Annotated in this window: 15 protein-coding genes; 7 read left to right on the top strand and 8 right to left on the bottom strand. The window is 71.1% G+C overall.

Annotation, left to right across the window (positions count from 1 at the left end; translation table 11 throughout):
- Window positions 1–16: 16 nt before the first annotated feature.
- Together SLW55_RS17160 and pdxH are read right to left on the bottom strand one after the other, a co-directional pair.
- Window positions 17–817 (bottom strand): cobalamin-binding protein, encoded by an 801-nt coding sequence (locus SLW55_RS17160; protein ID WP_295966014.1) that lies wholly within the window; start codon window positions 815–817, stop codon window positions 17–19.
- A gap of 70 nt (window positions 818–887) precedes the next feature.
- Complete coding sequence (pdxH, locus tag SLW55_RS17155; protein WP_017910874.1) at window positions 888–1,487, bottom strand: pyridoxamine 5'-phosphate oxidase; 600 nt, start codon at window positions 1,485–1,487, stop codon at window positions 888–890.
- A gap of 133 nt (window positions 1,488–1,620) precedes the next feature.
- Between pdxH and SLW55_RS17150 the strand changes: the two genes are divergently transcribed.
- Together SLW55_RS17150 and aroB are read left to right on the top strand one after the other, a co-directional pair.
- Complete coding sequence (locus SLW55_RS17150) at window positions 1,621–2,163, top strand: shikimate kinase (RefSeq protein WP_010344147.1); 543 nt, start codon at window positions 1,621–1,623, stop codon at window positions 2,161–2,163.
- Window positions 2,160–3,269: a 3-dehydroquinate synthase gene (gene aroB / locus SLW55_RS17145; RefSeq protein ID WP_320745477.1), complete on the top strand. Its 1,110-nt coding sequence runs from the start codon at window positions 2,160–2,162 to the stop codon at window positions 3,267–3,269. Before SLW55_RS17150 ends, aroB begins: the two co-directional genes overlap by 4 nt.
- Window positions 3,270–3,328: 59 nt before the next feature.
- Here aroB and SLW55_RS17140 read toward each other — a convergent pair whose 3' ends face one another.
- Window positions 3,329–4,147, bottom strand: a complete 819-nt coding sequence (locus tag SLW55_RS17140) for an AraC family transcriptional regulator (protein WP_320745476.1) — start codon at window positions 4,145–4,147, stop codon at window positions 3,329–3,331.
- 111 nt (window positions 4,148–4,258) lie between these two features.
- Here SLW55_RS17140 and SLW55_RS17135 point away from each other — a divergent pair, with 111 nt between their 5' ends.
- The gene (locus SLW55_RS17135; RefSeq protein WP_267099192.1) at window positions 4,259–5,284 is read left to right on the top strand and encodes an alpha/beta hydrolase; all 1,026 of its coding nucleotides are present in this window, start codon (window positions 4,259–4,261) and stop codon (window positions 5,282–5,284) included.
- A 70-nt stretch (window positions 5,285–5,354) separates the two neighbouring features.
- Here the strand turns inward: SLW55_RS17135 and SLW55_RS17130 are convergent, their stop codons facing one another.
- The 5 genes from SLW55_RS17130 to SLW55_RS17110 form a co-directional block, all read right to left on the bottom strand.
- A complete protein-coding gene (locus SLW55_RS17130; protein ID WP_320745475.1) occupies window positions 5,355–6,800 on the bottom strand; it encodes an efflux transporter outer membrane subunit in 1,446 nt (481 codons plus the stop codon).
- Window positions 6,800–10,000 carry an efflux RND transporter permease subunit gene (locus SLW55_RS17125; protein WP_320745474.1) on the bottom strand — a complete coding sequence of 1,067 codons (3,201 nt, stop codon included), beginning with the start codon at window positions 9,998–10,000 and terminating at the stop codon, window positions 6,800–6,802. Before SLW55_RS17125 ends, SLW55_RS17130 begins: the two co-directional genes overlap by 1 nt.
- Window positions 9,997–11,118 carry an efflux RND transporter periplasmic adaptor subunit gene (locus SLW55_RS17120; protein WP_295910419.1) on the bottom strand — a complete coding sequence of 374 codons (1,122 nt, stop codon included), beginning with the start codon at window positions 11,116–11,118 and terminating at the stop codon, window positions 9,997–9,999. Before SLW55_RS17120 ends, SLW55_RS17125 begins: the two co-directional genes overlap by 4 nt.
- A gap of 417 nt (window positions 11,119–11,535) precedes the next feature.
- Window positions 11,536–11,859 carry a cupin domain-containing protein gene (locus SLW55_RS17115; protein WP_267111638.1) on the bottom strand — a complete coding sequence of 108 codons (324 nt, stop codon included), beginning with the start codon at window positions 11,857–11,859 and terminating at the stop codon, window positions 11,536–11,538.
- Window positions 11,856–12,479, bottom strand: coding sequence for a cysteine hydrolase family protein (locus tag SLW55_RS17110; protein ID WP_295918204.1), 624 nt, complete (start codon window positions 12,477–12,479; stop codon window positions 11,856–11,858). Before SLW55_RS17110 ends, SLW55_RS17115 begins: the two co-directional genes overlap by 4 nt.
- An 89-nt stretch (window positions 12,480–12,568) precedes the next feature.
- On the opposite strand from SLW55_RS17110, the gene SLW55_RS17105 reads away from it, so the two are divergent.
- From SLW55_RS17105 to mdtD, 4 genes are all read left to right on the top strand, one after another.
- The gene (locus SLW55_RS17105; RefSeq protein WP_320745473.1) at window positions 12,569–13,522 is read left to right on the top strand and encodes a helix-turn-helix domain-containing protein; all 954 of its coding nucleotides are present in this window, start codon (window positions 12,569–12,571) and stop codon (window positions 13,520–13,522) included.
- A gap of 63 nt (window positions 13,523–13,585) precedes the next feature.
- On the top strand, window positions 13,586–13,840 hold the full coding sequence (locus SLW55_RS17100; protein ID WP_010344159.1) for a WGR domain-containing protein: 255 nt from the start codon (window positions 13,586–13,588) through the stop codon (window positions 13,838–13,840).
- Between the two features lie 10 nt (window positions 13,841–13,850).
- Complete coding sequence (hemE, locus tag SLW55_RS17095; protein ID WP_267107060.1) at window positions 13,851–14,918, top strand: uroporphyrinogen decarboxylase; 1,068 nt, start codon at window positions 13,851–13,853, stop codon at window positions 14,916–14,918.
- A gap of 243 nt (window positions 14,919–15,161) precedes the next feature.
- A complete protein-coding gene (gene mdtD, locus SLW55_RS17090) occupies window positions 15,162–16,592 on the top strand; it encodes a multidrug transporter subunit MdtD (RefSeq protein ID WP_267092580.1) in 1,431 nt (476 codons plus the stop codon).
- Window positions 16,593–16,608 lie beyond the last annotated feature (16 nt).

The following is a 16,608-nucleotide window of genomic DNA, read 5'->3' as shown; positions in this document are numbered from 1 at the left end:
GCCTGGAGGGCCCGCCCTAGCGCGCGCCCACGCCCCTGGCCCAGGCCTGGATGATGTCGGCGATGGCACGCACGCCGTCGGTGAGGGCCGCCGGCCCCGGCTGCAGGATCAGCGGCGACTTGATCTCAAACAGTTGCCCGTCGCGCACCGCCGGAATCGCCGCCCAGCCCGGCCGCGCGGCGACGCGCTCGGGACGGAAGCGCTTACCGCACCAGGAGCCGAGGATGATGTCCGGCGCACGCCGCACCACCTCGTCGCCGTTGGCCAGGATCCGCGCCTTGGCCAGCGGCTGCACCGACAGTTCCGGGAACACGTCGTCGCCGCCGGCGATGCCCACCAGTTCAGCCACCCAGCGGATCCCGGTGATGATGGGCTCGTCCCATTCCTCCAGGTACACCTGCGGCCGCCGCGGCAAGGTGGCGGCCTGCGCGGCGAGGGCATCGAGGCCGCGCTGCAGTTCGTCGGCGTAGGCATTGGCGCGCGGCCCGGCACCGACCAGCGCGCCGAGCCGGCGGATGTAATCGAGGATGCCGTCGACGCTGCGATGATTGGCGATCCACACCTCCACGCCATGCCGCACCAGGTCGGCGGCGATGTCGGCCTGGATGTCGGAGAAGCCGATGGCGAGGTCCGGCTGCAGCTTGAGGATCTCGCCGATCTTGGCGCTGGTGAAGGCGCTGACCTTGGGCTTGTCGCGGCGCGCCTGCGGCGGACGCACGGTGAAGCCGCTGATGCCGACGATGCGCTGTTGTTCGCCGAGCGCGTACAGCGTCTCGGTCGGCTCCTCGGTCAGGCAGACGATGCGCTGCGGGCCCATGCTCAGCGCGCCTCGCCCGAGCACGCGCGCACCGCGGCGACGGTACCACGGCAGGCGGGGCCGCCGCCGCTCACGGGAACAGCATCCGCTTGCTCCAATGGCCGGCGGCGTCGGCTTCGTAGCGCCAGCGCTCGTGCAGGCGGTACTTGGCGCCGTACCAGAACTCGAAGCTGCGCGGCACCACGCGGAACCCGCCCCAGCCGTCCGGGCGCGGCACCTCGCGACCCTCGAAGGTGGCCTCGGCCTTGGCCACGCGTTCCTCGAATTCCTCGCGCGAGGCCAAGGTGCGCGACTGCGCCGAGGCCCAGGCGCCGATCTGGCTCATGCGCGGGCGCGAGGCGAAATAGGCATCGGCCTCGGCCGCGGCGACCAGTTGCACCTCGCCGTCGATGCGCACCTGCACCCCGTCCTCGCGCATGCGCCGCCACAGGAACAGCAGCGAGGCCTGCGGATTGGCCTGCAGCTCGCGGCCCTTCTGGCTGTCCAGGTGGGTGTAGAACACGAAACCGCGCGCGTCGTAGGCCTTCAGCAGCACCACCCGCGACGAAGGGCGCGCCTCCAGCGTGGCCGAGGACACGACCATGGCGTTGTATTCGGCCTCGTCGCTGGTGCGCGCCTCGGCGAACAGGTCGGCGAACGTGGACAGGGCTTCGGCGTAGAGATCGGGCATGGCGACAGGCACTCGGCGGACGATGCGCCATTGTCGCGCCATGCACCGCGCGACGCACGCTTCGCCGCGCAAGGCCCCGCGCACGCGCCCGCGCGGCGCGCGGGGCGGCGTCGGTCTCTGCTAGCATCGGCGGATGAATCCCGCCCCCAACCTGGTGCTGGTCGGCCCGATGGGCGCCGGCAAGAGCGTCATCGGTCGCCGCCTGGCCGAGCGCTTCGGCCTGGTCTTCGTCGACAGCGACCAGACCATCGTCGAGCGCACCGGTGCCAGCATCGCCTCGCTGTTCGAGCACGCCGGCGAAGCCGGTTTCCGCGAGCACGAGCGCGCGGTGCTGGAAAGCATCCTGAGCACGCCCGGCCACCTGATCTCCACCGGCGGCGGCGCCGTGCTCAACGCCGACAGCCGCCGCGAGATGCGCGAGCACGGCTTCGTGGTGTACCTGCGGGTGGGCGTGGCCGCGCAACTGCAGCGCCTGCACCGCGACCGCAGCCGCCCGCTGCTGCAGCGTGGCGACCGCGAGCAGGTGCTGCGCGACCTGCACGCGGTGCGCGAACCGCTGTACCGCGAGGTCGCCGACCTGATCCTGGACACCGACCACCTCACCCCGGCCGAGGCCACCGCGCAACTGGTCGTGCGCCTGGCCGCGTCGTGGAAACTTCCGGAACCCACTGCATGACCGCAGCATCGCGCACGGTCCAGGTCGCTGGCGACCCGGCCTACACCATCCACATCGGCCCCGGCCTGCTCGACGACGGCGCCGCCCTCGCCGCGCACGTGCGCGGCCGCCATGTGCTGCTGCTCAGCGACAGCCAGGTGGCGCCGCTGTATGCCGCGCAGGTTCGCAGCGCGCTGCTGGCGGCACGCCCGGAGTTGCAGATCGGCGACTTCGTGATCCCCGCCGGCGAGGCCTCCAAGACCCTGGACCACTTCGCCGCGGCGATCGCCGCGCTGGCCGCCCTGGGCGCCACCCGCGACGCCTGCGTGCTGGCCCTGGGCGGCGGCGTGGTCGGCGACCTGGCCGGCTTCGCCGCCGCCTGCTGGATGCGCGGCGTGGATTGCGTGCAATTGCCGACCACACTGCTGGCGATGGTCGACTCCTCGGTCGGCGGCAAGACCGCGGTGGACATCCCGCAGGGCAAGAACCTGGTCGGCGCCTTCCATCCGCCGCGCGCGGTGCTGGCCGACACCGCCACGCTGCGCAGCCTGCCGCCGCGCGAACTGCGCGCGGGGCTGGCCGAGGTGATCAAGTACGGCGCCATCCGCGACCCGCTGTTCTTCGAATGGCTGCATGCCGAACGCCGCGCGCTGCTGGCCGGCGAGCCGGCCGCACTGGCGCAGGCGATCGCGCGCAGCTGCGAGCACAAGGCCGAGATCGTCGCCCGCGATCCGCTGGAAAAGGGCGAGCGCGCCCTGCTCAACCTCGGCCACACCTTCGGCCACGCCATCGAGACCGAACAGGGCTACGGCGCCCCGGACAACGCCAACCTCAACCACGGCGAAGCGGTGGCGGTGGGCATGGTGCTGGCCGCGGAACTGTCGGCGCGGCTGGGCATGGCCAGCGCGCAGGACACCGAGAAACTGCGCGCGCTGCTGCACGACGTCGGCCTGCCCACCGCGCTACCGGCCGGCCTGGCGCCGGAAGCGCTGCTGGCGCGCATGCGGCTGGACAAGAAGAACCTGGCCGGACGCCTGCGGCTGGTGCTGTGGCGCGGCATCGGCCACGCCGAGATCGTCCCCGACGTGGACGAGGCCGAAGTGCTGGCGGTGCTGGCCGCCGGCTGAGCGCGCAGGCCGCCGAGCGCGTGTCCGCGCGCGCCCGGCCACCCGCGACTGCCCCCCGCTCAGCGCGCCTGCCGCCACGCGCGCGGACTCTGCCCGACCTGCGCCTTGAACACACGCGACACCGCGGCCTCGCTGCCGTAGCCCACCTCGTCGGCAAGCTGCTTCAGCGGCCGTCCTTCACGCAGGCCGCGCTGCACCAGGGCGATGCGCCAGTCCTGCAGGTATTGGCCCGGCGTGCACCCGAGCGTCTCGCGAAAACTGCGCGCGAACGCACTGCGCGACATGCCGGCACGCGCGGCCAGGCTCTCCAGCGTCCACGGCTGCGCCGGGGCGTCGTGGATACCGATCAGCGCCAGCCGCAGCCGCGCATCGGCCATCCCGGCGAGCATGCCGCCGTCGGCGAGCCCCTGCTCCATCAGTTCGCGGATCACGTGCACCAGCACCACCTCGAACAAGCGATTCAACACCGCCTGGCGCCCGCAATGCAGCGCGAACGCTTCCTCGAACAGGATCTGCAGCAGCGTCTCCCCCTGGCGCAGCGCGTCCAGCGGCAGGCAGATGCAGGCCGGCAAGGCGCGCACCAGCGGATTGGCCGCACCGCCACCGAAGCGCAGGTGCGCGCAGGCGAAGTCCGCACCGCGTTGCACATCGGTCTCGAAGCGGTGCGGCATGGCCTGCGGGTACAGCAGCAGGCTGGGCCGGTCGATCCGCAGCACGCTGCCATCGCCGTTGTGGACGACCACGCTGCCTTGGCGCAGTAGGTGCAGTTGCCCGCGGTCGCCGTCGTCGAGCCGGTGCAGCCCGCACAGCGTGCCAGCGTGGAAGACCTCGGCGCTGACCGAGAAGTGGGTCAACAAGGCGGCCAGGCGATCGGCCATTTGGCACTCCAGGTAAAGTTTTAAGGACAATTTACCACCTATCGTATCGCCTTGGCGCGCAAAGTCACTCCTGTCGCCGGCACACCGCCCGGCATGCCCCAGGAAACCGCCATGAAGACCCTGCTTCCCTTGCTCGCCACCTCGATGCTGGCCGGCGCGATCGGCACCGCCACCGCCGCAACGCCGGCCGACCAGCCCGCGCCGTTGCGCCCGGTCGCGACGTTCCTCGATGCGCTCAACGGCAGCGGCGGCAAGCCGATCGAACAGCTCACCCCGTCGCAGGCGCGGCAGGTGCTGCGCGATGCCCAGGCCAATACGCCGTTGCCGCCGGCCGAGGTCAGCCGCACCACCATCCAGGCCGACGGCAAGCCGCTGAACCTGGTGATCGTGCGGCCGCCGCACACGGACGGCCAGGTGTTGCCGGCCTTCATGTTCTTCCACGGCGGCGGCTGGGTGCTGGGCGACTTCCCGACCCACGAACGCCTGATCCGCGACCTGGTCAACGCCTCCGGCGCGGTGGCGGTCTATGTGGACTACACGCCGTCGCCGGAAGCGCAGTATCCGGTCGCCATCCACCAGGCCTATGCCGCCACCCGCTGGGTGGCCGAGCATGGCGCGCAGATCGGCGTGGACGGCAAGCGCCTGGCGCTGGCCGGCAACAGCGTCGGCGGCAACATGGTCGCGGCCGTGGCGCTGCAGGCCAAGGCGGCCGGAACACCTGCGCTGCGCTACGACCTGATGCTGTGGCCGGTGACCGACGCCCGCTTCGACGATGGCTCGTACCAGCAGTTCCAGAGCGGCTACTTCCTCACCCGCAACATGATGACCTGGTTCTGGGACAACTACACCACCGATCCCAAGGCCCGCGCCGAGATCACCGCCTCGCCGCTGCGCGCCACCCCGGCGCAACTCGCCGGCCTGCCGCCGACGCTGATCCAGACCGCCGAGCTGGACGTGCTGCGCGACGAGGGCGAAGCCTTCGGCCGCAAGCTGGACCAGGCCGGGGTGACGGTCACGGTGACCCGCTACAACGGGCTGATCCATGACTTCGGCCTGCTCAATGCCCTGCGCGACGTGCCCGCGGTGCGGACCGCGATCCAACAGGCGGGCGACGGACTGCGCGAGCACCTGAAGTAAGCGCAGCACCGGCGGCACGTCAGGCAGCGCGTCCTGGCTGCGGCGTGCCGCCCTACCCGCCCCAACGCACTCAGGGCTGGGCGCGCTCCAGCGACGCGTCCCCGCCCAGGGTGCGATACAGCGTCACCCGATTGGTGGCCGCGGTCAGTTCCACCGCGACCAGACTGCGCTGCGCAGCGTAGTAGCTGCGCTGCGCATCCAGGTTGGACAGCGCGCTTTCCACGCCCTCGCGGTAGCGCTGCGCACTGGCGTCGTAGGTGTTGGCGGCATCGGCGAGGAGCGCGCGCTGCGCCTGCACCTGCGCATCCATGGTGCCGCGCCGGGCCAGGGCATCGGCCACTTCGCCGAAGGCGGTCTGCACGGTTTTTTCGTAACCGGCCACCGCGGCATCGCGCTGCGCCTCGGTGTAGCGCACATTGGCGCGCGCCGCGCCGCCATCGAACACGGTGTAGGCGACGCCGGCGCCCACCGACGCGGTGCGCGCGTCGTGGGTGAACAGCTGCGACAGCGCGGTGCTGGTCAGGCCCAGCAGGCCGCTCAGGCTGATGCTGGGAAACAACGCGGCACGCGCCGCACCGATCTGGGCGTTGACCGCACGCAGTTCGTATTCGGCCTGCACCACGTCGGGCCGACGCAGCAGCACGCTGGTGTCCAGGCCGGCCGGTGGATCGCCGATGCTGGCCGCGACCTCCTCGATCGAACCCGGCAACAGTGCCGGATCGACCGGAGCGCCCACCAGCAACTGCAGCGCATTGACGTCCTGCGCCAGCGCCGTGGTCTGCGCAGCCAGGTCGGCCTGCGCGGCATGCAGCACCTGGTTGGCCTGGTCCAGGTCCGAATGCGGCACGATGCCGCCATCCACCCGCTGTGCGGTCAGCGCCACGCTGGCGCCGGCACTGCGTTCGGTGTCCTGCGCGAGCGTCAGCAGGCTGCGGTCGCCGGCATAGGTCAGCCAGGTCGTGGCGATGTCGCCGACCAGGGTCAGGCGCGTGGCCCGGGCCGCGGCCTCCTGTTCCAGATAGCGCTGCTGCGCAGCCGTGCTCAGCGCGTGCAGCCGCCCGAACAGGTCGAGTTCGAACGCGGTGACGCCCACGCCCAGGTCGTAGTTGCTGGCATAACCGGCAGCCGGCGCAGCCGCTGCGTTGCCGCCCTGGGTCGTGTCGTTGCCCGGCGCCGCGCCCTTGCCGCGATAGGAGCGCGTATAGGTCGCGCTGGCCCCCACCTCCGGCAGCAGGGCCGCGCGCTGGATGCGGTACTGCGCTCGCGCCTGGGCGATATCGGCGAGCGCGATCCGCAGGTCGCGGTTGTTGTCCAGCGCCTGCGCGATCAGCGCCTGCAGCCGCGGGTCGGCGAACACTTGCCGGTAGCTCAGCGACGGCAGCGTGGCCTCGTGCTGCGCCAGGTAGGCGTCGCCCACCGGCCACGACGGCGGGATCGGTGCGGCGGGACGCACATAGGCCGGCGTCAGGCTGCACGCCGACAGCAGACACGCGGCGCCAAGCGCGAGCGCGCGCATCAGGCCGGCTCCGGCAGCGTCGGCGCCGATGGCGGCGCGGTGCCGTTGCGACGTGCGCGGCGGCGCGCCAGCCACTCGGCCATCGCGATGTGGAAGGCCGGGGTCAGATACAGGGTCAGCGCCTGCGAGAACAGCAGGCCGCCGACCACGGCGATGCCGAGCGGGCGCCGCGCCTCGGCACCGGCGCCGAAACCCAGCGCGATCGGCAACGAGCCCAGCACCGCCGCCAGGGTGGTCATCATGATCGGGCGGAAGCGCACCGTGGCCGCTTCCAGCATCGCCGCGCGCGGCTGCTGCCAGCGCGCATCGCCCGAGCGCTCCAGGTCCAGCGCGTAGTCCACCATCATGATGCCGTTCTTCTTGACCAGCCCGACCAACAGGATCAGGCCGACGAAGCTGAAGAGATTGAGCTCCTGACGGAACAGCACCAGCATGAGGATGGCGCCGAACCCGGCCAGCGGCAGCGAGGTCAGGATGGTGATCGGGTGCAGCGCGTTCTCGTACAGGATCGCCAGCACGCCGTAGATCAGCAGCACGGTGATCAGCAGCAGCATCGGCAGCGTCTTCATCGAATTCTCGAAGGCCTGCGCCGAACCGGCGAACTGGCCGCTGATGGCGCGCGCGTCGTCCTTGCCCAGGGTCTGCGCCATCAGGTTGCCGATGCCGGCGGCGGCCTCGCCCAGCGACACGCCCGGCGCCAGGTTCATCGACAGCGTCACCGCCGGCAGGCCGGCGTAATGGTTGATCGCCACCGGCCCCACGCCCATGCGCACGTCGGCCACCGCGCGCAGCGGCACCATCGGGCCGCCGGCCGCGGTCAGCACCGCGCTGGTGCCGGAGCTGCTGTTGGAGGTCTGCGTGCCGATCGCGGTGATGCCGGGATTCTGGTTGCCGTTGAACGACAGCGCATCCAGGCCGTTGAGGTCGGCCTGCGCCGCGGGATCGACCTGCAGCAGCACTTCGTACTGATCGGTGTCGCCGTAGATGGTGCTGATCTTGCGGCCGCCGTAGGCGCTGGCCAGGGTGTCCTGCAGGCCCGCGGCGGTGACGCCCAGCGCGGCGGCCTGTTCGCGGTGCAGCACCACCTCGATCTCCGGGTTCTTGAGCTGCAGGTCGCTCTGCGGATCCTGCACGTCGCGCAATTGCCGCAGGCGCTGCAGGATGCTGTCGGACTGGGCGTACAGCGCCTTCTGGTCGGTGGACTGCAGCACGTATTGCAGCGACCCGTTCGAGGCCGTCGGCCCCATGTCGATCGCCGGCGGATTGCGCATGTTGAGGGTGATGCCCTGGATCGCGGCGACCTGCTTGCGCACGTCCTGGATCACCTCCTCGGCGCTGCCGCTGCGCTCGGACAGCGGCTTGAGCCCGATCAACAGGCGCCCGCTGTTGCTGAGCGAGTTGTCCGAACCGATCACCGATTCGACGTTGGCCACGTTGGGATTGCGCTGGATGATCTTCACCACCGCCGCCTGCTTGGCCACGAAGTCGGCGAAAGCGGTGCCCTCGGGCACACGGGTATCGCCGTCGATCTTTCCCGAATCCACCTGCGGGATGAAGCCCTTCTCGACCACGGCGTAGACGCCGGCGGTGCCGACCAGGGTGGCCACGCCGATGACGCACATCAGGCCGATGCGCTCGGTCGCCCAGGCCAGCGAGCGCGCGTAGCCGCGTTCGCTGGCCTCGACCAGCCGGTCGAAGCGCTCGAACACCCAGCCCGCGCTCTTCTTCGGGTCGAGCCAGCGGCTGGCGAGCATCGGCGTGAGGGTCAGCGAGACGATGCCGGACAGGATCACCGCGATCGCGATCACCATGCCGAACTCGGAGAACAACCGCCCGACCAGCCCGCCCATGAACACGATCGGCAGGAACACCGCCGACAGCGACACCGTCATCGACAGCACGGTGAAGCCGATCTCGCGCGAGGCGGCGATAGCCGCGTCCATGCGGCTGGCGCCCTGCTCGGCATGGCGGACAATGTTCTCGATCACCACGATGGCGTCGTCGACCACGAAGCCGACCGACAGGGTCAGCGCCAGCATCGAGATGTTGTCCAGGCTGAAGTGCAGCAGCCGCATCACCGCGAAGGTGCCGATCAGCGAGGTCGGCAGCACCAGCGCCACGATCAGGGTCGCCATCCAGCTGCGCAGGAACAGCAGGATCACCACGATCACCAGCACCAGCGAGCCGACCAGGGTCCACTCCACGTCCTCCACCGAGGCGCCGATGTAGTCGCCGCGGTCGTAGAGCACGTCGAGCTGGGCGTCGCCGGGCAACTGCGCGCGAATCCCCGGCAGCGCCGCCTGGATGCCCTGGGTCACCGACAGCGTGTTGGCGCCCGGCTGGCGGTGGATGTTGATCTCGATCGCGCGCTGGCCGTTGAGCGAGGCGGCGGTCTGCAGGTTCTCGACGCTGTCCTCGGCATGGCCGACGTCGCGCAGGCGCACCGGCGCGCCGTCCGCGTAGCTCAGCACCATGGCGTCGAAATCGGCCGCGCGCTTGAGCTGGCCGTCGGCGCGCACGGTGTAGGACCGCGCGCGCCCCATCAGTGTGCCGGCCGGCGCGTTGCTGTTGCCCGCCTGCACCGCCGACACCACCTGGTCGAAGCCCAGGTGGCGGGCGGCGAGCAGGTGCGGGTTGACGAACAGGCGTACCGCGTACTTCTGCGCGCCGTTGACATCGATCTGGCCGGCGCCCGGCACCGAGGCCAGGCGCAACGCCACGCGGTCTTTGGCGAACTGGTTGAGCAGCGGCAGCGCGATGGTCCTGGAGCGCAGGATCAGGTGCATGATCGGCGCGGCGCTGGGATCCTCCTTCTGGATCTGCGCCGGATTGATCTCGCGCGGCAGCAGGCCGGCCGCCTGCGACACCGCGTTCTGCACGTCCTGCGCGGCGGCATCGACATTGCGGCTCAACGCGAACTGCAACACGATGCGCGTACTGCCGACGCTGCTGGTCGAACTCATCGTGTCCAGCCCGGGCAGGCCGCTGAACTGGCGCTCCAGCGGCGTCGCCACCGCCGCGGCCATGGTCTCGGGATTGGCGCCGGGCAGCGACATGTTGACGGTGATGGTCGGGAAGCTGACGTCGGGCAGCTCGCTGACCGGCAGCGCGAAGTAGGCCATGCCGCCGGCCAGCACCAGCGCGATCATCAGCACCGAGGTCATCACCGCGCGGCGGATGAACAGCGCCGACAGATTCACGCATGCCGTCCGGTCGCCGCCGCGGTCGGCGTGGCGTGCTGGTTGCCGGATTGCACCGCGGTGCCGTCGCGCAGTTCGTTGGGCACGGTGAGGATGACGCGATCGCCCGCGCGCAGGCCCTTGGCGATCACCGCCTGCCCGTCGACCATCCGCGCCACGGTCAGCGGCCGCGACACGGCATGGCCCTCGACCACGCAGTACACGTACGGCCCCTGCTGTCCCTGCTGCAAGGCGCTCTCGGGCACCGACAGCGCCTGCGGGTCCTCGGCCAGGATCACCCGCACGGTGACGAACTGCCCCGGCCACAGTGTGGCGCCGGCGTTGGCGAAGCGTGCGCGCAGCTCCAGCGTGCCGCTGCTGGTGTCGAAGGCATTGTCGAGGAACGCCACCTCGCCGCGCTCGAGCAGCGTGCCGTTCACCGCATCCAGCGCAAGTACCGGCAGCCCCAGGCCCTGGTGCCCCAGCGGCGCGGCGCGCACCGCATCGACCTGCACATGCGCCAGCGCGAAACGCACTTCGATCGGCGTGCTGACGTTGAGCGTGACCAGCGCGGTGCTGGACCCGCTGGACACCAGGTTGCCCGGCTTGACCGCGATGGCGCCGGCGCGGCCGTCGATGGGCGCGCGGACCTGGGTGTAGGCCAGCGACAGCTGCGTCTGCTCGACCTGCGCCTGGTCGGCGGCGACGGTGCCGCGCAGCGAGCGCAGCGTGTCGGCCGCCGTGGTGTAGGTCTTGGGATCCACCGCGCCGGTCCTGGACAGCTTGGCGTAGCGTGCCTCGGTATCGGCCGCATCCGCCGCCAGCGCCTGGTCGCGGGCCAGGGTGGCGCGCGCCTGCGCCAACGCCGCCCGCAGCGGACGCGGATCGATGGTGAACAGCAGTTGCCCGGCGTGGACCTGCTCGCCGTCATGGATCAGCACCGACTGCAGCACCCCGTCGGCCTGCGCGCGCACCTCCACGGTCTGCGGCGACAACAGGGTGCCGGAGGTCTCGATGATGTCAGGCACCCGGTGCGGCGCGACGGTCATGGTCTGCACGCGCAAGGGCTCGGGCGCCGGCGCGGGCTGCTGGCGGTGCGCGTGCCAAACCCAGCCGCCGAGGATCAGCAGGCACAGCACCGCCAATCCGGCGAAGACAGTGACCCGACCCAGGCCGCACGCCCTGCGTGGCGTTTGATAAGCGCTCGCGCGACGACGTGGCGCGCGCAACGACATGACGTCGTCGGAAATGGCAGCAGGCCGCGCGGGATCCCGTCCCGCCCCGACCTCGGGGTGCTGCCCAGGGAACCGCCCATCGCTCTGGCTTCGCATACCGGCCGCGTCCGCACTCGTGGTGAATGGCGATGCCGTGACACCAGGATCTCTGTGCGCACGCAGCGGCATAGCCTGTCCCAATGACGCCAGATCGCCAGTGATGGCTCCGTGATAGAACGCACATCAGAACGCGCAGTGTGCGTCGCCCTGTACACACGTCATCGACAGCGGCACGTCCCGGGTACCATCGCGGCGCCCGCCGGCCAGGAGCGATCCCGGCAATCACGGACTGCCGTCGCGCTCCACCACCAGCACCCGCGCCGGACCCTGCGGGTGCGCCACATGCTCGGTGCCTTCCGGCGCATGGAACACGTCGCCGGCTTGCAGCAGCGCCGCCTGCTCGATGCCCTGCACGCGCCAGCGCATCTGCACCTGTCCGTCCAGCACCACGAATACTTCCGCCCCGTCGTTGACGTGCCAAACGTACGATTGGTCGGTCCAATGGATGCGCACGCCGATCCCGTCCAGCAGCGCCACCGGCAGCGCCTCCCAGGCGCGGCTGCCGGTGAACTCGCGCGCACGCAGCACCCGCGGCATGCCGCTCATGCCAGGTCCCGCGCGCGGCGGTTGGACTGCAGCACGTTGTCGCGCGGCAGCGGCTGCCCTGCCTGCACTGCCGCGATCCACTGCGCGGTGTCGGCGACCGCGGCGAAGTTGCTGTGGAACACCACCCCGAACACCCGGTGGATCTCCTCGGCGCTGGCCTGGCCGGCGGCGTTGGCATACGGCAGCGCGCCGCTGGCGTCGCCCAGCACTTCCACGGCCAACCCGCGGTGGAAGGCCTCGTACACGGTGGAGGCGTTGCAGTTGTGGGTCATGTAGCCGGCCACGGTCAGGGTGTCGATCGCCTGCGCCTGCAGCCAGTCGGCCAGGTCGGTGTCGGCGAACACGCTCGGCCGGGTCTTGCGCAGCAGCCGCGTGTGCGGCCGCGCGGCGACCTGCGGGTGCAACGCCCAACCGGCGCTACCGTCGGCGAACACCGGCGCCTGCGCCGGCGCGGTGTGCTGCACCACCAGCACCGGCACGCCGTGCGCCTGCGCCGCGTCCATGGCCTGCAGGATGTTGGGCAACGACTGCGCCACCGGCGGATGCGCGATGGGCAGTGCGCCGTCGAAGTAGTCGTTCTGGACATCGATGACCAGCAGGGCGCGGCGTGGAGAGGACATGGGTGACTCCGGCGAAGGGGCAGCCAGTGTCGGTGGCCGCACCCGCGTCGACGAGTGGCCCGAAACACCGTTTTCGCTAAAATCGGGCCATGTCGCCGCATCGCATCGCCGTGGTCGCCTTCGATCGCATCAGTCCCTTCCACCTGGCGGTGCCCTGCCAGGTGTTCGAAGCGCGGCCGGACACCGACCTGCCGGCCTTCGACCTGCGCGTGTGTGCCGCCGAGCCGGGACTGCTGCGCACCGATGCCGGCTTCGCCATCCAGGTGCAGCACGGCCTGGAGGCGCTGGACGACGCCGACACGGTGATCGTGCCGTCCTGGCGCGATGCCGCCGAGCCGGCACCGGCGGCGCTGTGCCAGGCGCTGCGCCGCGCCCACGCCGCCGGCGCGCAGGTGGTCGGGCTGTGCCTGGGCACCTTCGTGCTGGCCGATGCCGGCCTGCTCGACGGCCGCCCCGCCACCACCCACTGGGCGGCGCTGGCGCGCTTCGCGCAGCGCCACCCGCAGGTGCGGCTGCAGCCGGACGTGCTGTACGTGGACGACGGCGACGTGCTGACCTCGGCCGGCACCGTCGCCGGCATCGACTGCTGCCTGCACCTGGTGCGGCGCCGCCACGGCGCCGATGTCGCCAACCGCATCGCGCGGCGCCTGGTGGTGGCGCCGCACCGCCAGGGCGGGCAGGCGCAGTACATCGAACAGCCGCTGCCGGCCAGCCGCCGCGACGCCCAGTTGGGCCCGACCCTGGACTGGATGCTGCAGCGCCTGGACCAGCCGCTGCGCCTGGACGCGCTGGCCGCGCACGCGCGGATGAGTCGGCGCAGCTTCACCCGGCAGTTCCGCCAGGTGACCGGGACCACCGTGGTGCAGTGGCTGGCGCACCAGCGCTTGGTCCGCGCCCAGCAACTGCTGGAGCGCACCGACCTGCCGCTGGAGCGCATCGCCGCCGACTGCGGCTTCGGCAGTGCCGGCGCGCTGCGCCTGCAGTTCACGCGCGACCTGGGGTTGCCGCCGTCGGCGTATCGCCGCGGCTTCCGTGCCGGCTGAGCGGCCGCTGCGTTCCGCCGACCGGGCCACGTCGCCTGCACCGGCACCCGCTACAATCGGCACATGCGCGTCTTCCTCCAGCAACGCCCCGACGGCAACGAGCCGCCACGCTACCTGCAGCTGACCCTGCAGCCGGACCTGCTCGGCGGCTGGGAACTGTTGCGCGAGAGCGGCCAGATCGGCGGCCGCGCGCAGCTGCGGCGCGAGCTCTACCTGCAGCAGGAAGACGCCAACGCCGCCTTCGAGAAAGCCCGCGACGCCCAGCTCAAGCGCGGCTTCCAGGTCATGTTCACCCGTGGCGCCGACGCGCCGCGCTAAGGAATCCCCCATGCTCAAGAACGACCGCCTGCTGCGCGCGCTGCGCCGCGAGCCCGTGGACCAGACCCCCGTGTGGCTGATGCGCCAGGCCGGGCGCTACCTGCCCGAGTACCGCGCCACCCGTGCCCGCGCCGGCAGCTTCCTGGCCATGGCCAAGACCCCGGAACTGGCCTGCGAAGTGACCCTGCAGCCGCTGGCGCGGTTCCCGCTGGACGCGGCGATCCTGTTCTCGGACATCCTCACCATTCCCGATGCGATGGGCCTGGAGCTGTACTTCGTCGAAGGCGAAGGCCCCAAGTTCCGCCACCCCGTGCGCGACGCCGCGGCGATCGCCCGGCTCGGCGTGCCGGACATGGAAACCGAGCTGCGCTACGTGATGGACGCGGTGCGGGTGATCCGCCGCGAACTGGACGGCAGCGTCCCGCTGATCGGCTTCTCCGGCAGCCCCTGGACCCTGGCCTGCTACATGGTCGAGGGCGGCGGCAGCGACAACTACGCGCGGATCAAGGCGTTGGCGCTGAACGAACCCGCGGCGCTGCACCAGCTGCTGTCGGTCAACACCGACGCGGTGATCGCCTACCTGGCGGCGCAGCGCGCGGCCGGTGCGCAGGCGCTGCAGGTGTTCGACACCTGGGGCGGCGTGCTGAGCCCGGCGATGTACCGCGAATTCTCCCTGCCCTACCTGCAACGCATCGCCCGCGAACTGGCGCGCGGCGACGGCGCCGAGCGCACCCCGCTGATCCTGTTCGGCAAGGGCAATGCGCCCTACCTGGAAGAGCTGGCCGGCTCCGGTGCGGAAGGTGTGGGCGTGGACTGGACCATCGACCTGGCCGACGCCGCGCGCCGCACCGGCGGCCGCGTCGCCCTGCAGGGCAACCTGGACCCGGCGATGCTGTACGGCGCGCCGGAGGCGATCGACCGCGAAGTGCAACGCGTGCTGCGCAGCTATGCCGACGGCAACGGCGGCTCGCTGGATGGCCACGTGTTCAACCTGGGCCACGGGCTGTCGCCGGACATGCAGCCGGAGCATGTCGGGGCATTGGTGGCGGCGGTGCAGCGGCATAGTCGGCGCGCTTAAGAGCCGGGATTGGGGATTAGGGATTGGGGATTCCAGTCTCGCGCACGGTCGGCGATCTGACCGTGCGCTCGATCTCTTGCGCTTTCGCGTAGGAGCGGCTTCAGGGCGCCGTCCATACCTGCGTCGACAGCGCTGATCGCTGAGCGCGCGCTGCATCGCAAGCGCGCAACGCGCGCAACTGCACGACACGGCGACGCGATCTGCGCGATCCTATCGCCCCCCTCGCGTCGCCCCTGCGTGCCGATGTCCGCGCCCTCCTCCGATCCGATCGCCGTTCCCGACGCGCGTAGTTTCCGTCCGCTGCTGTGGCTGGTGTCGCTGGCCATCTTCATGCAGATGCTGGATGCGACCATCGTCAACACCGCGTTGCCGGCGATGGCGCGCAGCCTGGGCGAGAGCCCCTTGCAGATGCAGTCGGTGGTGTTCAGCTACGCGCTGGCGGTGGCGATGTTCATTCCCGCCTCCGGCTGGATCGCCGACCGCTACGGCACCCGCCGCACCTTCCTGGCCGCGATCGTGCTGTTCACCCTCGGCTCGCTGCTGTGCGCGGCGGCGCCGCGGCTGCCGTATCTGGTGGCCGCGCGGGTGCTGCAGGGGATCGGCGGCGCGATGCTGCTGCCGGTGGGCCGGCTGGCGGTGATGCGCTCGGTGTCGCGGGCGCAGTTCCTCAGCGCGATGAGCTTCATCGCCATCCCCGCGCTGATCGGGCCGCTCGTTGGCCCGACCCTGGGCGGCTGGCTGGTGCAGGTGGCGTCCTGGCACTGGGTATTCCTGATCAACCTGCCGATCGGCGCGATCGGCTTCGCCGCCGCGCTGAAGATCATGCCGGACTTCTACGGCGAGCAACGCACCCGCTTCGACCTGATCGGCTACGCGATGCTGGCCTTCGGCATGGTCGCGCTGTCGCTGGCGCTGGACGGCATCTCCGAGCTGGGCCTGCGCCACGCCTTCGTGATGCTGCTGGCGATCGCCGGGCTGGCGGCGCTGATCGGCTACTGGCTGCACGCGGCCAACGCGGCGGCGCCGCTGTTCCCGCTGCATCTGTTCAAGGTCGCCAGCTTCCGCATCGGCATCCTCGGCAACCTGTTCTCGCGCGTGGGCAGCGGCAGCATGCCGTTCCTGATCCCGCTGCTGCTGCAGGTGGGCCTGGGCATGAGCCCGATGAACGCCGGGCTGATGATGATCCCGGTGGCGCTGGCCGGCATGGCCTCCAAGCGCGCGGCGGTGAAGCTGGTGGAGCGCTTCGGCTACCGCCGCGTGCTGATGACCAACACCGTGCTGGTCGGCACCGCGATGGCCAGCTTCCTGCTGTTCGACGCCGGCCAGCCGCTGGGCTGGCGGCTGCTGCAGCTGGCGCTGTTCGGTGCGGTCAACTCGCTGCAGTTCACCGTCATGAACACGGTGACCCTGCGCGACCTGGACCGCGATCAGGCCAGCGCCGGCAACAGCCTGCTGTCGATGGTGATGATGCTGGCCACCGGCTTCGGCGCCGCGGCGGCCGGCAGCCTGCTGGCCGCGTTCAACACCCATCTCGGCGACACCCACGGCGCCACCGCGGCGCTGCATGCGACCTTCGTCTGCGTCGGCGCGATCACCCTGACCTCGACCCTGATCTTCTGGCAGCTGCCGGATACGCGGCCGCTGCCGAAGCAGGTGGAGGAAGTGGCGGAGTGATGCCGGGACCCGGGAC

The organism is Xanthomonas sp. LF06-19 (assembly GCF_034105425.1).
Classification (GTDB): Bacteria; Pseudomonadota; Gammaproteobacteria; order Xanthomonadales; family Xanthomonadaceae; genus Xanthomonas_A; species Xanthomonas_A sontii.
The sequence above is the reverse complement of the archived record's forward strand: the minus strand, read 5'-3'. Positions and strand labels throughout refer to the sequence as shown.

Bases quoted from the DNA above. Each gene is read 5' to 3' on its own strand.
- SLW55_RS17160 (WP_295966014.1), bottom strand. From the start codon at position 817: ATGGGCCCGCAGCGCATCGTCTGCCTGACCGAGGAGCCGACCGAGACG.
- pdxH (WP_017910874.1), bottom strand. From the start codon at position 1,487: ATGCCCGATCTCTACGCCGAAGCCCTGTCCACGTTCGCCGACCTGTTC.
- SLW55_RS17150 (WP_010344147.1), top strand. From the start codon at position 1,621: ATGAATCCCGCCCCCAACCTGGTGCTGGTCGGCCCGATGGGCGCCGGC.
- aroB (WP_320745477.1), top strand. From the start codon at position 2,160: ATGACCGCAGCATCGCGCACGGTCCAGGTCGCTGGCGACCCGGCCTAC.
- SLW55_RS17140 (WP_320745476.1), bottom strand. From the start codon at position 4,147: ATGGCCGATCGCCTGGCCGCCTTGTTGACCCACTTCTCGGTCAGCGCC.
- SLW55_RS17135 (WP_267099192.1), top strand. From the start codon at position 4,259: ATGAAGACCCTGCTTCCCTTGCTCGCCACCTCGATGCTGGCCGGCGCG.
- SLW55_RS17130 (WP_320745475.1), bottom strand. From the start codon at position 6,800: ATGCGCGCGCTCGCGCTTGGCGCCGCGTGTCTGCTGTCGGCGTGCAGC.
- SLW55_RS17115 (WP_267111638.1), bottom strand. From the start codon at position 11,859: ATGAGCGGCATGCCGCGGGTGCTGCGTGCGCGCGAGTTCACCGGCAGC.
- SLW55_RS17110 (WP_295918204.1), bottom strand. From the start codon at position 12,479: ATGTCCTCTCCACGCCGCGCCCTGCTGGTCATCGATGTCCAGAACGAC.
- SLW55_RS17105 (WP_320745473.1), top strand. From the start codon at position 12,569: ATGTCGCCGCATCGCATCGCCGTGGTCGCCTTCGATCGCATCAGTCCC.
- SLW55_RS17100 (WP_010344159.1), top strand. From the start codon at position 13,586: ATGCGCGTCTTCCTCCAGCAACGCCCCGACGGCAACGAGCCGCCACGC.
- hemE (WP_267107060.1), top strand. From the start codon at position 13,851: ATGCTCAAGAACGACCGCCTGCTGCGCGCGCTGCGCCGCGAGCCCGTG.
- mdtD (WP_267092580.1), top strand. From the start codon at position 15,162: ATGTCCGCGCCCTCCTCCGATCCGATCGCCGTTCCCGACGCGCGTAGT.